Origin of the sequence: Algoriphagus jejuensis (genome assembly GCF_039523455.1) — a bacterium.
GTDB lineage: Bacteria > Bacteroidota > Bacteroidia > Cytophagales > Cyclobacteriaceae > Algoriphagus > Algoriphagus jejuensis.
In genome coordinates this window covers 289,312-302,811 of record NZ_BAAAFI010000049.1, presented here as the reverse complement: position 1 = coordinate 302,811, position 13,500 = coordinate 289,312, and the positions used below count along the sequence as shown (strand labels likewise).

The window sequence follows — 13,500 nt, the reverse complement described above, 5'->3', positions numbered from 1 at the left end:
AAAAACATCGAAGGCAGCCGATTGGCTGCCTTCATTTTTATAAGGATTGAGAGGGGTATTCAGGCACGTTGTTTACTTCGAAAAGATGTCTTTGTCCCACTTTCGAAACTCATAGTACTTGCTTTTCGGCTCTCCAGTCCAGCCGTTGATTCCTTTCTTTCTGGGCAAATAGTAGCCGTGAATGTATAACACAGGAATAAGAATGCTGGCAAGCAAAGTCATTGCGACGGTTCGTCCAAGTAAAACTGAAACTCCACAGACGATCAAAAGCATCAAAAGATACTTTCCAAGCCGTCGGAGTTTTGGAGTCCTTTCCTCAAAATGCCCCATCAATATATTGCCCAAGGCAAATACAATACTGACCACGGCTACTTCAAACCACAGCGATTCGGTTGACCAGATAGTGTGATTGAGACTATCCATTTGACACCAAAGTTAGCACCAGCATCCCGGTTGCGATGGCAATCCCAAAGCTCAGCAGTGTTCCGATCAGGATGTATTCGGTCAATTTCCGATCTTTGGATTCTTTCAAGTCACCAAATCGAAAGACCGATTTGGCTGCCAACAAAAAACCAATTGCTTCCCAATTGCCTGTCACCACAAACGTGAACACAAACAGCCGCTCCAAGATGCCGATATATCTACCGGCGTTGTGAAGGGATTCTTCGTTGCTGTCATCCAAAACGCTCGCCCAAGTGGACAGCACCACTTGGATGACTATCCCACTTACTGCGGTCAAAAAAGTAACTGCGGTCACATACACCCAACTATTCTTGCTTTCAATCAAGGAAAAAAAGTCACCCAGCTGTGGCTGAATCCAAAAACTTGCTACCAACACCAGACTGACGAGATGCAATCCCTGATCTATCAGGAACCATTTCGGCTTAGTGGCCTCCGTTTGTGCATTCAGTTTGGTGAGATCGATGAGTCCGTGTATGATCGTCACCGCCAAAGCCAGTAACCAGTATCGCCAATCCCACAGGAAAACCAAGACCAGCAATCCATGCAGCAGAATGTGCAGATACAGTTTGGGCGACTTGGCTTTGAATTGCTCCTTGTCTGCCACCCACGCCTTGGGTTGCAAGATAAAGTCACCGACAAAGTGGGCAAGGATCAACTTCAACAGGATGATCATGGCAGGAGTACTTCAATTTTCTTGCGGAACATACTTTCCACTTTCAAAATCTCATCGATGCATGCCCGACTCCATCTTCCGCTTACGCCGCTTTGTTTGATCCCCAATTGTCTCCCGATTTCTTCTTGAGTCACGTCGGGATTTTGTAAGACAATGTCCATCAGTTCGGCAGAGGATACGGTCCAGCGCTCCATCAGCGTATTAGTCAATTTCAGATAGAGGTTCACCTCTTCGTCAAATGTTTGCCAGTTGCTTTTGACGCCGATCGTTGCGTTTTCCTTTTTTAGCGTGTCAAATTTCTCTCCCGAGTAGATAAAAGCGGTGCCGTTGCTTTCCGAAATGCGTTTGCCAGAATAGGTTTTTTCGCCGATCCCGATTGCCATCCGCACGTCTATGATACTCATCTTCTTTTCGGATGCGAGCGGCTTGGTTTTTTTGACGAGCGTTTTGATTTCAAAAGCAACCTGAAGTGCATCTGCCGGATTGGGTATTTCCACTTGAAAAAAATCACCCCAGACCACTTCCCACTGTTCCGGGGTACTCCCCCATTTGGCTAGCAGGTCTTTCAGCGGCTTCAACCAGATATCCTGGTCTTCGACTTTTCTGGATGCGACTATATCTCCTTTTATAACTGCAATCATTACCCGGAAATTAACAATGACACAAAGTACAGAATATTGCATGGTTACGCAATATTTTAAATTATTGCATGATTAAGCAATAATCGAAATTATTGCATAGTTAAGCAATAAGTTGGATCAACCTCCACCAAACAAAAAAGCAACCAATAGGCTGCCTTTGATGTTAAAAACTAGTTCAGTTTAGAAGCTTTTGCCACAGATTGCCATTTTTGCAGGATCAAAACCTACCTCATCGGAGAAGTTCGCGCCCACATTGCCAGCGACCAAGATCACCGTATAATCGGGGCCTTCATTGGCCAGATGGATTTTTACATGTCCGTCGAATGTTTTCATCTGCTCAAAAGTCAGATTGATCCCGTCTGAGAGCGTGCCCAAGACGGTGGAGCTTTTTAAATCTTTGGAAGACACGGGATTCAGCATAAAAGCAATCGGTGCATCTGCTTGATCATATCCCCCAAAATGAAGGTGGGCTGGAAATTTAATCTCAGTAGCAGACTTAGCTCCTTCAAGTTGGATCTCAAATTCCATCTTGCCGTCCCGCAGTTCCTTCACCGTAAGCGCCCCGTTGTAGTCAAAATCGCTGGACTTGAATAAATCAAACTCCATTTGCTGGCCTGTGTACAGATCGGGCTCGTCTTCGGTGCATGCTCCCAATCCGGCAACGATCAAAAATGCTAAAAACAACTTTTTCATGGGCTTATAATTGATTTTTATTGGACACATGGAATCTCGCATGAATAATAATCATCCCAGTGTGTGTCATTGTCGACATGCTCGATTTCATGGGGGTTCAGTTTTTTTTCAAGTAACGAAAAGCTTTCGTATCCTGTTTAATTACTTTGGAAAAATACCACATTCATCGACAAATAGCGTCACGGGAATTATCAAAACAATAATTTCAGCCCAATTTGCAAACAACCAAATTTGCTCCGCAAAAGAATGATCAAAGTGAAGAGCCAGATAAATTAAAATTCTTGAAAATCCATGGAAGATAAGCGGCTAGCTGTTGGTCTGGAATATTTTGAAAAGAAAGGCTGGACGCCATTTCCTTTCCAGATCGAAACCTGGACGGATTTTTTGGACGGCAAATCCGGCTTGCTCAACGCACCCACAGGATCGGGGAAGACTTTCGCACTTTGGTTCCCCGCCATTTTGGAGTTCATCCAAGACAATCCACACTCTTGGCAGAAAGCTCGAAACAATGGCACTCAGCTGATTTGGGTGACACCTCTCCGAGCTTTGGCACAAGACATCCAAAAAGCGATGCAGGAAGTCTGCGACGTGATCGGCCTACCTTGGCAGGTAGCGGTGAGAAACGGCGACACGGACACCAAAACCCGAGCCGCGATGAAGCGACGTCCTCCCGAGTGTCTGATCACCACGCCGGAAACCCTGCATGTATTGATCGCTCAGTCCGATCACCAAGCCATGTTCCAGACCGTCAAAGCCATCGTCGTGGACGAATGGCATGAGCTCGTCGGTAACAAGCGAGGAGTCCAAGTCCAACTTGCCCTGGAATACATCCAATCGATCTGCCCGTTGACCTTTCGCAGGTGGGCGATTTCGGCTACCATCGGCAATTTGGAGGAGGCTGCACAAGCACTTTTGGGAGAAAATCTCCCAGTCCACATCATCAAAGCCAAGATCAACAAGGAGATCATCCTCCAGTCGGTTTTTCCGGAGGAAATAGAAAAATATCCCTGGTCAGGCCACTTAGGCATCCGGATGATGGATCAGGTCATCCCTATCATCGAAGCCGGAAAGTCGGTTTTGATGTTCACCAATACCCGATCCCAAACCGAAATCTGGTATCAAAAAATCCTCGATACCAGACCCGACTGGGCTGGTTGGATTGCCATGCACCATGGTTCTTTGGACAATTCCGTGCGGGCTTGGGTAGAAAATGCCCTGCACGAGGGCAAACTCAAACTGGTCATCTGTACCTCCAGTTTAGACTTGGGTGTGGATTTTCGTCCGGTGGATAGGGTGATACAAGTGGGTAGTCCCAAGGGGGTCGCAAGATTTGTGCAGCGCGCCGGCCGGGCGGGCCATCAGCCGGGCTTGCCCTCCAAAATCTTTTTCGTCCCAACCAATTCCCTAGAACTGATCGAGGCGGCAGCACTAAGAGACGCCATCGAGAAAGGTGAAACCGAGTCGCAGTTTACCCCTCAACTCCCCTACGACGTGCTGATCCAGTTTCTGGTGACTTTAGCCGTAGGCGCAGGATTTGATCCCGCAGTGATTTTCCCAATTGTCACAAGAACATTTTCTTTTCGGGATTTGACTTGGAAGGAAATGAACTGGATGATGGACTTCATCACTAAAGGCGGCGCTTCGCTGGGGAGTTATGAAGATTACCTCAAAGTAGTCCAAGGAGAAGATGGAATCTATCGGGTAACAAACAAGCGGATCGCCATGAAACATCGACTCTCGATGGGCACAATTGTCTCGGATCCAACGCTTAAAGTCAAATTTAAAAATGGGGCGTATCTCGGCACTGTTGAGGAGTCTTTCATTGCCAAGATGAAGATCGGTGACCGATTTTTCTTTACGGGAAAAAGCCTGGAGTTGCTACAGGTGAAGGACCTGAGCGCGTTTGTACGGGTTTCAGAAAAGAAAACCGGCAACGTGGTCAGCTGGTCGGGCGCACGAATGTCTCTCTCGTCAATGCTCGCGGACAAGATCAGGGAGATCTTTCAGCAGTACAACTCAGGAGTGATCAAATCGGAAGAAGTCAGACGGGTTTTACCGATTTTGGATTTGCAGTCGAAGCTGTCTGTCGTACCGGATCGGGATACTTTTTTGATCGAGACACATCGGAGTGAGGAAGGGTTTCACCTGTTCTTTTATCCTTTCGAGGGCCGCATGATCCACGAACTCATGAGCGCGTTGATCGCTTATCGGATTTCTCAGAGTTTTCCGGTTTCGCTCAATATGGCGATGAATGACTATGGATTTGAGCTACTTTCCGATGTCTACATTTCTCCTGAGGAAATCATGGAGGAAGATATTTTCTCACTCAAAAACATCGATCGCGACATCCTGCACTGCGTGAACGAAAGCGAAATGTCGCGCAGGAAATTCCGGGAAATTGCGAGCATCGCAGGACTGATTTTTCAGGGATATCCCGGCAAGCCGATGACATTTAAACACGTTCAGGCCAATTCAAGTCTGCTTTTCCAGGTCTTTGAGCAATATGATCCAGACAGCCTATTGCTGAAGCAAGCGCACAAGGAAGCCTTAAACCAGCAGATGGAACAGGAAAAGTTTGTGCAGGCGATGACCAAAATCAATCGATTGAATATAGTGATCAAACACCCCGTTCAGTTCACACCGTTCTCATTTCCGCTGATGGTGGATCGCTTGAGTAGATCGAGTATTTCGTCAGAACCTATCGAGGAAAAGATTGCCAAAATCCTCGCTCAGATGACTGCGGATGACTAATTCGCTCTCCAGAAGAAAGGCGTAAACAGGATCAGAATGGTAAACAGTTCCAGTCTTCCCAAGAGCATCAGGAAAGACAACACGTTCTTTGCCGCAGGCGAGAAAAAGGCAAAATTGTCGACTGGGCCGACTTTGCCAATCGCAGGACCAACATTTCCCAAACAAGTTGCCACAGCACCAAGTGAAGTTTCCAAATCATATCCCAAAACAGAAATCGTCAACGATCCTATCACAAAGGTACTGAGGTAAATCAGCAGGAAGTTCATGATGTTGTTGATGATCCTCCCGGATACCATCTCGCCATTGATGATCAAGGGAACTATCGCCCGAGGGTGTACGATGCGCTTGAATTCCAACCAGGAGTTTTTCAAAAACACCATGTGCCGGACGAACTTTATACTGCCTGCGGTCGAACCAGCTGAACCACCCAAAAACAGCATCATGAAGCAAATGAACGTGATTCCCATCCCGTACTGGGTATAATCGTCAGTCACAAAACCGGTCGTAGTAATGATAGAAACGACTTGGAAAGCAGCTTTTCTAAAGGCCAATTCTCCGGAGTAGTCCGAGTGCATCAGGATTCCTGTGAAAACGATGAGGGTCAAAAGCACCACTGCTCCGGCATAGGCTTTGAACTCGTCGCTCTTCACGATACGGGAAAATTTCCCCACCAAACCAAAGTAAATCAGCGTGAAGTTTGTCCCTGCCAAAAACATGAAAATGATCGCGACATACTGGATAAAGGCCGAGTCATAGAAGGCCATGCTGGCGTTTTTCGTAGAAAATCCACCCGTCGCCATCGTTGTCAAACTATGATTAATGGCATCATAAAAGGCCATCCCTCCTGCCCAATACAGCATTGTTGCAGCGACCGTCAAGCCGACATAGATGTACCAAAGTCGCTTCGCCGTCTCCGATATCCGCGGATGAACCTTGTCAGAAGTCGGCCCTGGTGATTCGGCTACAAAGAGCTCACTACCGCCAATTCCCAACAAAGGGAAAATAGCAACGGTCAACACAATGATCCCCAACCCTCCGATCCACTGCGTCATGCTTCTCCAAAAGAGTAAGCCTTTGGGCATCGCTTCGATATCAGTCAAAATAGATGCTCCGGTGGTGGTCAAACCGGAAACCGTCTCAAACACGGCGTCACTGATCGTGTGCACATGGTCAGAAAGAAAAAATGGCAACATCCCGAAAATAGTCATGATCAACCAACTCAGGGTCACAACCAAGTATCCTTCGCGTTTGCGGATCAGCTGATCATACTTGGCAAAGGAAAAATAAAAGATCAACCCTATAGACAACGATATAGCCGCAGAGATGACTATCGGGGATGAGTCTTCCCCATAGATCCATGAAATGAATACCGCCGGTAACATCAGCACCCCGATCAAAAACATCAGGGCTCCCATGATTTTCCCAAGCGCCTTTAAATGAATCATGCTTAATGAAAAAGTTTTTCCAAAGCCAGCTTTGCTTCAGGGAGTGCCAAAACGATGGCTTTGTCATCCACCTGAAGTGTAAAATCGCCGTCGGGGATGTGAACGTTTTCGCCGCGAATCACTCCGGCAACAATCGCCGTCGACGGAAAATGAAGCTCCCGCAGCGGATGTTTGGTCAGTCGGTTCGTCTTGCAGACACTGTATTGGATGAATTCCGCATCGACCCCATAGATACCAGAAACAGCGTCCACAGTCCCTTTTCTCAGGTAACGCGTGATTTCATTGGCCGCCACAAGCTTTTTATTGATCAAGGAATCGACACCGATACTATGTGAAATATGGATGTACTCGCGGGTATCAACATGGGCAATCGTTTTATACACACCGTGATTCTTGGCAGAAAGACTGGCGATGATGTTAGTCTCGGATGACATCGTCAAGGCCAAAAATGCATCCATCTGCTCCAACCCCTCTTCAACCAGGAGTTCTATATTTTTGTAGTCCCCGTTGATCACCAAAGTATTCGGCAGCTGTTCGGCTAGCCATTTGCAGCGGTCTTTCTCATTGTTGACCAACGTCACCCGGTAATCTTTTTGCAGCTTCAAGGCAGTGGTCACCGCCATGTCGTCACCGCCTATGATCATCACATTCTTGATCTTCACCTTTTTCTGACCGAGCGCATTGATGATTGTCTCGGTGTTTTTCTTGTGTGAAATGAAAAACGCGTGATCGTTGTTTCGTATGATCGTATTACCGCGGGGGATGATCGTCTTCTGATCACGGACAATCGCGATGATGCGGATATCCTCGTAGATCGGATCTTCTTTTGTATCCATGATCCGCTGATTGACCAGTGGGCTGTATTGATCGAGCGTAATTCCGACGATGTTTAGCTTACCACCACCAAAGTCAAAGACTTCCGTAAAGCTGGAATTTTGGATCATCTTGTGAATCTCCCGTGAGCAAAGCATGGTCGGTGAGATCAGGTTGTCAATGCCCAGATTATGGAAATAGGGCACATTTTCCTCGTTCAAATAAGAGTGGTTTCTGACCCTTGCCATCACACGCTTCGCACCGAGTTGCTTGGCCAAAACTGCCGTGACGAGGTTTGTTTTTTCGGAGGTCGTGACTGCCAACAGCATGCTGGCGTCCTCTACATTCGCCTGCTGAAGCACGTCGATCGATGTGGCGTCGCCCTGAATAGTCAGTACGTCAAGCTTGGAAGCTACATAGTCCAAGACGCTCCGATCGGTGTCAATCAGCGTGATGTCCTTGTTGTCATAACTTAATCGCTCAGCCAGATGGTATCCCATATCTCCGGCTCCGGCGATTACAATGTTCATCCCCATAGAGGTATTCCCGTGTGATCTTGAAGGGTGGCAAAATTAAAAGCTTTATTCATGGTTTTCAGGATATAGGCTATTTTCTTTTGCTTGATACCTAAAAGGTAATTATAAGCGCTGATCCAAACCTTCTTTTCACCGGGATTTTCTTGTTCAGACCGTGGTCAGTCTTCCAAGAGTGTCTTGCTTTCCACCTCAGGAAGCTCATGAACTCCCTTCAGTTTTTGCTGAATCATGCGGGTTCTCACCCCAACGAGTTTATCCAATTCGGTATTAGCTTCATTGAGCTTCTTCTGGGTCTTTTCGAGCAAATCACCAAATTTTCCAAATTCCGATTTGACCGCACTGAGGACCTGCCAGACCTCCGAGCTCCGCTTTTGAATAGCCAAAGTCCGAAAGCCCATCTGGAGTGAATTCAAGATTGCCGACAGCGTAGTCGGCCCGGTAACGATTACTTTGAAGTCCTGCTGGATTTGCTGGGCAAGGCCAGGCTCCCGAAGGATTTCGGCGTAGAGACTTTCCACGGGGAGAAAAAGAATCGCAAAATCCGTCGTCCCCGGTGGTTGAATGTATTTGCTTTGGATGTCGGCGGCGGATTTTTTCACGGCTCGGATCAGCTCTAAACGATAGGCATCAATGGCAGTTTTTTCACCCAACTCGTAGGCATCAACCAGCCTCAAGTAGGATTCTTGGGGGAATTTGGAGTCGATTGGCAGCAATACCTGTGCATCCTGTCCGGGCATCTTTACCGCAAACTCTACTCGCTCACGGCCACCGTTGATGGCAGCATTTAGGATATATTGATCCGGAGAAAGCATGTTTTCCAGCAGGGCCTGCAGTTGATACTCGCCCAAAACGCCCCGGCTTTTCACATTGGTCAAAACCCGCTTCAGATCCCCCACGCCGTTGGCCAGCGACTGCATCTCTCCGAGGCCCTTTTGGACGGCTTGGAGTTGATTGCTCACGAGTTCAAAAGATTGCCCGAGTCGGGCTTCGAGCGTTTTTTGCAGCTTTTCGTCGACCGTTTCCCGGATTTTCTCCAGACGCATCTCGGTGTTTCTCACCAACTCGTCTTGCCGGCGAGTCAACTCTCCGAATTTCTCCCGTTGGAGATTGTTCAAATCATGCATGGTATTTCGCACCACGTCCCCGAAAGCCTTCAACGCCTCCCCTTGCTCCTTGGATCCGGCTCGTTGGTTTTCGAAAATCAGTCCGAATTGCTGACTTAGGTGCAGGCTGGATTCTTTTCGGGCTTCGCCCAAAGCTTGGGCCAACTCCCTGGTCATTCGAGCTAACTCGGCTTGAAGGAAGAGCTTTTCTTGATTTCCCTTCCCCCTGAGAAAAACAAAACCCAAGATCAGAACCTGCAAGCTCAAGACTAAAATCAGCAAAGTATCCGTCGGCATAGATGAATTAGTTTAGGGCAATTAAGGTAGTTTTTTCTGTTTTCTACACCCAGAAAAGAATCGGGCCGTCCGACAGGCTGCGTCGCTCTTTCACATTCTGTTGGCCAAAAATTCAACTCACCAGTTCTTGATATAGCAATCATACATCCGACTTCCTGTGAAAATTTCTATTTTCAAAAAAAATCCGGTTTGAATCTCAAAAATCTCTTTCGAAATATTGGACCAGGCCCGCTGGTTGCCGCCGCGTTTATTGGGCCGGGAACGGTCACGGTCTGCACCTTAGCAGGAGCAAATTTTGGCTTTTCCCTGATTTGGGCGATGGTGCTTTCGATCGTTGCCACCCTCGTGCTTCAGGAGATTTCCGGGAGAATAGGAATCGTAACCGGTTCTGATCTGAGTACGCTACTGAGAAATCAAACCGGAAAGCCCGTTTTCAGGATTTTCTCGATGATTTTGGTGCTGTTGGCTATTGTCCTTGGCAACGCTGCGTACGAATCGGGAAATATCGCAGGAGCAAACCTTGGATTAGCTTTTTATTGGGAAGCTCCAACATTGGATTTTAGCGGACTCCAACTCCAGCTGGGTAATTTTCTCTTGGGAATTTTGGCTTTTTTGCTGCTATGGACCGGCAGCTACAAAACTCTGGAGCGGGTTCTCGTGGCCTTGGTGATTTTGATGTCGGTCGCCTTCTTGATCGCAGCAGCCTTAACCAAACCGGATATTTCGAAGCTCCTGGCGGGTTTTATACCAAAATGGAATGTTCAAGAAATTCCGACGCTCGTGGCCTTAATTGGCACTACAGTAGTGCCGTACAATCTTTTTCTCTATGCGGCTCTAGTCAACCAACGATGGAAAAACGAGTCTGATCTTCCGCTGATGCGACGGGACATCGCAGTATCAGTGATCTTGGGTGGCGTAGTCTCCATGGCGATTTTGATTGTCGGCGCGGCAAATACCAGCACAGAAATCACCTCCGCAATCGATGTCTCCAAAGGCTTGGAGACTGTTTTTGGGAAATTTGCCGGCTACATGATGGGCTTTGGCTTGCTGGCGGCTGGCATGACTTCGTCAATTACAGCTCCTCTTGCTGCGGGTCTTGTAGTTTGCGGCATCTTGGGATGGGATACGGACATCAAATCCAAACCCATGCGGCTGAGTATGGGAGCGATCGTCGGATTGGGCATGACTTTTTCATTTTTTGGAATAAAGCCTATTCAACTTATTACGCTTGCACAACTTGCAAATGGAGTTTTGCTCCCGATAATCAGCGGTTGGATAATTTGGATTGCTGCTCAGCATTCTATTTTAGGAAAACATAGGAACACAGCGTTGGCCACCGGTATCGCTATTTTGATCTGGTTGATCACACTGGTATTGGGAATAAAAAGTGTGGGATCGGTATTCGGTTGGTTTTGAGTATTTAGGACTGCGGCTGATTGACGGCATCAGGCAGTTAGTAATCACAGGTATCGTCGGCCTCATTTTTTTATATCGAACGTCGAATGATGAAATTGCAACACCGAAGATTCTTTTGATTTTGAGTTTCCAACTGAGAGCTATAAATCCGGAGCACTAAACGTGTCTCCCTGGCGCAGATCGCCTGTGTCGAAACCCTTTTTGAACCACTTCATCCGCTGCGCCGACGTGCCGTGGGTGAATGAATCGGGGACAACTCTGCCGGAAGACTGCCTTTGGAGTCGGTCGTCACCGATCGCATTGGCGGCGTTCAATGCTTCATCCAGATCTCCGCGCTCCATCATTGCGGCGGATTTCTGACTATGATTGGCCCATACCCCTGCAAGAAAATCTGCCTGAAGTTCCAGTTTCACCGAGTTCTGATTGTATTCTTTCTCACTTACTTTACCTCTTAGATTGTGTACCTCATCCGTGATTCCCATGATCTTCTGGATATGATGTCCGACTTCGTGAGCGATCACATAGGCATAAGCAAAGTCTCCTCCAGCGCTTAGTCGGGTTTCCATTTCCTCGAAGAAGCTTAGGTCGATGTATAACTTTTCATCCGCAGGACAATAGAACGGCCCCGTCGCACTACTCGCCGAACCGCAAGCGGAACTCACAGACCCGGTAAACAACACCAAAGTAGGTTCTCGATAGCCTTCCAACTGCTCATTCCAAACGTCCTCTGTATCGGCCAAAATCGTCGCCGCAAACCGAGCCAATTCGTCCTCCTCGGCAGTTGGCGTATAATTGGTTTCAGTGGTTAAACCCTGTCCACCGCCTCCGCCAAGCATGCCTCCTATCAGACTCAGCGGATTATATCCCAGGACCATCGAGCCCACGATAAAAATACCGACTATGATCAACCCTGTTTTTGAAAACAGGATCTTGACTAGCGGCCCCAGTAGCAACGGATTAAATCCACCTCCACCCATCCCTGATCCACCTCGTCCGCGTCTATCATCTACATTAGAGCTTTGTCTTCTTCCTTGCCATTTCATGGTTTTATAATTTTTGGTTCGAAGGCCATCCGGATAAGCATCGGGATGTATTTTGCATGGTTGACTTTCTTCCCTGTAGCGGTTGTTTGCAAGATGCTCGAGGCCGGCTTATGCCGTTACCTTGTAGGTGGCAGGATAAGCGCTCGATTTCAGGGAATAAAAAGTTTGATTTCGACTAAATTTAAGCAAATTGATCCGGCAGAAAATACAGCCTGTCGAATTTTGACAAAACCAATAACCATACCCAAAACCTATGAAACTGAAAACGCTTGCTTTTACCCTCATCCTTTTCATGCTGTGTACGGTTGGTGCTTTTTCGCAGCAACCCTACCTGGGAACGAAAGCCCCAAAAGGTGCAAAAGTTTACCTAGACGGCAGTGCCAAGTCGCTTCACAAAAACTGGAAATATTGGGAAGGGCCTCGTTATTCGGCAGAGATGCCGATCAAATGGCCAGAGGTCACCGATCCAGTGGATGGCGGCAAAGTAATTAGTAGCAACGATCCCGCAGCTGCAGGAGGAAAATACGGTGCAGCAGATATTGTGACTAAAGATGAGTTTCGGGATTTCGAAGCGCACGTAGAGTTTTTCATCAAAAACGAGGGAGGTAACAGCGGTGTTTATCTCCAAAACCGGTATGAAATCCAGATCTTGGATGGAGACTATGGAACACACGGCATGGCTGCAGTAATCAATGAGCATCTGCCAGCTTCTGAGGAGTACAATGGAATAGGAAAATGGAATGCCTACGACATTCAATTCCGTGCAGCTCGGTTTGTAGATGGAAAATTGACCGAGAAAGCGCGGGTAACGCTCTTCTTCAACGGAGTCAAAATCCACGACGACGTCGAAATCCAGCAGGTCTGGGGCGGCCCAAATTCAGGAATAGATGGTGGAAATGACGGCGGAAAAGGCATCACCGATACGCCCGGCGGGCTGAAACTTCAAGCCGAGGGACACGATGTGTTTTACCGAAACGTATGGATAAAGAAGATTTGAGACGGGAGACAGAAGACGGAAGAATGCCTCATCAATGGTTCAAGTCAAGAGGCTTGAACCATTTTTTTTAGTTTCGAGCTTCGAAAACCCAGCCGTCGTGAGTTTCGTAACTCACGGACTAGCTAATCTTTTGGGAAAAGTGACTGCGGATTCTCACTTTAGTCGCAAACCTGCTCTCTCCGTCGGTCCCTGAGCTTGTCGAAGGGCTGATCACTAAAATCCCTTCCGGATCGTCTCAGCCACTTCCGCCAGTTCTTCCTGCGTCAATTTTAACTTTGGCCTCGAAAAATTGACATCATCCATCGTCCGCATCGGGATTAAATGAATATGGACGTGAGGCACTTCAAGACCAATGACAGCTACTCCGACACGGGTGCATTTGATGGTTTTGTCGATGGCTTTGGCTACTTTCTGCGCAAAACGGTTTAACTCGGCCAGTGCATCCGGATCCATGTCAAAGATGTAGTCCGTCTCTTCCTTAGGCACGACCAGTACGTGTCCTTTGACCAAGGGCATGATATCCAAAAAAGCAATGCAGTTTTGGTCCTCGGCAACGATATGTGCCGGAATCTCTCTGTTGATGATTTTAGTGAAAATACTTGCCATGATTTTAAAAAAGGTGTATAAACT

General features: G+C 47.5%; 12 protein-coding genes. 3 read left to right on the top strand and 9 right to left on the bottom strand.

What is annotated here, in order from left to right; genetic code table 11:
- Positions 1-72: 72 nt before the first annotated feature.
- From ABD031_RS22270 to ABD031_RS22255, 4 genes are all read right to left on the bottom strand, one after another.
- A complete protein-coding gene (locus ABD031_RS22270; RefSeq protein WP_343855265.1) occupies positions 73-423 on the bottom strand; it encodes a hypothetical protein in 351 nt (116 codons plus the stop codon).
- Positions 416-1,135: a DUF3307 domain-containing protein gene (locus tag ABD031_RS22265; protein WP_343855264.1), complete on the bottom strand. Its 720-nt coding sequence runs from the start codon at positions 1,133-1,135 to the stop codon at positions 416-418. The genes ABD031_RS22270 and ABD031_RS22265 overlap by 8 nt, the downstream gene beginning before the upstream one ends.
- Entirely contained in the window at positions 1,132-1,776 is a 645-nt protein-coding gene (locus tag ABD031_RS22260) for a hypothetical protein (RefSeq protein WP_343855263.1), read from the bottom strand. Before ABD031_RS22260 ends, ABD031_RS22265 begins: the two co-directional genes overlap by 4 nt.
- 180 nt (positions 1,777-1,956) lie before the next feature.
- Complete coding sequence (locus ABD031_RS22255) at positions 1,957-2,469, bottom strand: hypothetical protein (protein WP_343855261.1); 513 nt, start codon at positions 2,467-2,469, stop codon at positions 1,957-1,959.
- Between the two features lie 291 nt (positions 2,470-2,760).
- On the opposite strand from ABD031_RS22255, the gene ABD031_RS22250 reads away from it, so the two are divergent.
- Positions 2,761-5,220, top strand: a complete 2,460-nt coding sequence (locus tag ABD031_RS22250; RefSeq protein ID WP_343855260.1) for a ligase-associated DNA damage response DEXH box helicase — start codon at positions 2,761-2,763, stop codon at positions 5,218-5,220.
- Here ABD031_RS22250 and ABD031_RS22245 read toward each other — a convergent pair.
- The 3 genes from ABD031_RS22245 to ABD031_RS22235 all read right to left on the bottom strand — a co-directional run bounded on the left by ABD031_RS22245 (position 5,217) and on the right by ABD031_RS22235 (position 9,414).
- Positions 5,217-6,665, bottom strand: a complete 1,449-nt coding sequence (locus ABD031_RS22245; protein ID WP_343855258.1) for a TrkH family potassium uptake protein — start codon at positions 6,663-6,665, stop codon at positions 5,217-5,219. The two genes, ABD031_RS22250 and ABD031_RS22245, sit on opposite strands and share 4 nt — an antisense overlap.
- 2 nt (positions 6,666-6,667) lie before the next feature.
- Positions 6,668-8,014 (bottom strand): Trk system potassium transporter TrkA, encoded by a 1,347-nt coding sequence (gene trkA / locus ABD031_RS22240; RefSeq protein WP_343855256.1) that lies wholly within the window; start codon positions 8,012-8,014, stop codon positions 6,668-6,670.
- Positions 8,015-8,172: 158 nt separating this feature from the next.
- Positions 8,173-9,414: a DNA recombination protein RmuC gene (locus ABD031_RS22235; RefSeq protein WP_343855255.1), complete on the bottom strand. Its 1,242-nt coding sequence runs from the start codon at positions 9,412-9,414 to the stop codon at positions 8,173-8,175.
- A 189-nt stretch (positions 9,415-9,603) separates the two neighbouring features.
- On the opposite strand from ABD031_RS22235, the gene ABD031_RS22230 reads away from it, so the two are divergent.
- Positions 9,604-10,830 (top strand): Nramp family divalent metal transporter, encoded by a 1,227-nt coding sequence (locus ABD031_RS22230; RefSeq protein WP_343855254.1) that lies wholly within the window; start codon positions 9,604-9,606, stop codon positions 10,828-10,830.
- A gap of 140 nt (positions 10,831-10,970) precedes the next feature.
- Here the strand turns inward: ABD031_RS22230 and ypfJ are convergent, their stop codons facing one another.
- Positions 10,971-11,873 (bottom strand): KPN_02809 family neutral zinc metallopeptidase, encoded by a 903-nt coding sequence (gene ypfJ / locus ABD031_RS22225; protein WP_343855252.1) that lies wholly within the window; start codon positions 11,871-11,873, stop codon positions 10,971-10,973.
- Between the two features lie 253 nt (positions 11,874-12,126).
- Between ypfJ and ABD031_RS22220 the strand changes: the two genes are divergently transcribed.
- The gene (locus tag ABD031_RS22220) at positions 12,127-12,870 is read left to right on the top strand and encodes a 3-keto-disaccharide hydrolase (protein WP_425542831.1); all 744 of its coding nucleotides are present in this window, start codon (positions 12,127-12,129) and stop codon (positions 12,868-12,870) included.
- A 213-nt stretch (positions 12,871-13,083) separates the two neighbouring features.
- Here ABD031_RS22220 and ABD031_RS22215 read toward each other — a convergent pair whose 3' ends face one another.
- Positions 13,084-13,476 carry an HIT family protein gene (locus tag ABD031_RS22215; protein WP_343855251.1) on the bottom strand — a complete coding sequence of 131 codons (393 nt, stop codon included), beginning with the start codon at positions 13,474-13,476 and terminating at the stop codon, positions 13,084-13,086.
- Positions 13,477-13,500: the final 24 nt, after the last annotated feature.